Raw genomic sequence first — 674 nt, forward strand, 5'->3', positions numbered from 1 at the left:
TCATTACTACATTACTCTGTTTATAACAATTACCTCGGATGTCTTGATTAAGATATTTAAAAATCTTATCATATTTCTTGTATGCGGTTTTCAAGGTACATATCTGACCTTTTTCAGGTCAAGTGGAGAATACGAGAGTCGAACTCGTGACCTCCTGCTTGCAAGGCAGGCGCTCTCCCAACTGAGCTAATCCCCCATATGTAGTTTTATTGGTATGATAACCAATGGGCTTAAGTGACCTTACCTCCTCAGGCGAACACTTAAGTAAGTGGGCTTAAGTGGACTCGAACCACCGACCTCACGCTTATCAGGCGTGCGCTCTAACCAGCTGAGCTATAAGCCCTTCTCAGTTCAGCCACCATCCGGTGCCCTTAACTTTTCTTTTTTAATCTGGCGGCCACCTACTCTCCCACACCGTCTCCAGTGCAGTACCATCGGCCGCTTGCGTCTTAACCATCGTGTTCGGTATGGGAACGGGTGTCTCCCACAAGCGCATCGCCACCAGAAAGATTACCTAGCTTTGACAGCTTCGATAACTCAACAATAAACAACAACCCTTACTTTTTTCCTTAGAAAGGAGGTGATCCAGCCGCACCTTCCGATACGGCTACCTTGTTACGACTTCACCCCAGTTATCGGTCCCACCTTCGGCAGCTCCCTCCTTGCGGTTGGGT

Annotated in this window: 2 tRNA genes and 2 rRNA genes; all 4 read right to left on the reverse strand. The window is 47.6% G+C overall.

From position 1 onward, the window contains the following. Window positions 1-123 precede the first annotated feature (123 nt). Window positions 124-196: transfer RNA gene (locus DXA18_RS15460), tRNA-Ala, on the reverse strand. Between the two features lie 73 nt (window positions 197-269). Then, window positions 270-343, reverse strand: a tRNA-Ile gene (locus DXA18_RS15465). A gap of 45 nt (window positions 344-388) precedes the next feature. Continuing rightward, window positions 389-506: ribosomal RNA gene (gene rrf, locus DXA18_RS15470) — 5S ribosomal RNA — on the reverse strand. Between the two features lie 67 nt (window positions 507-573). Beyond that, a 16S ribosomal RNA gene (locus tag DXA18_RS15475) occupies window positions 574-674 on the reverse strand; the annotation flags it as partial.

Source organism: Dorea sp. AM58-8, assembly GCF_003464045.1.
GTDB lineage: Bacteria > Bacillota > Clostridia > Lachnospirales > Lachnospiraceae > Claveliimonas > Claveliimonas ammoniilytica.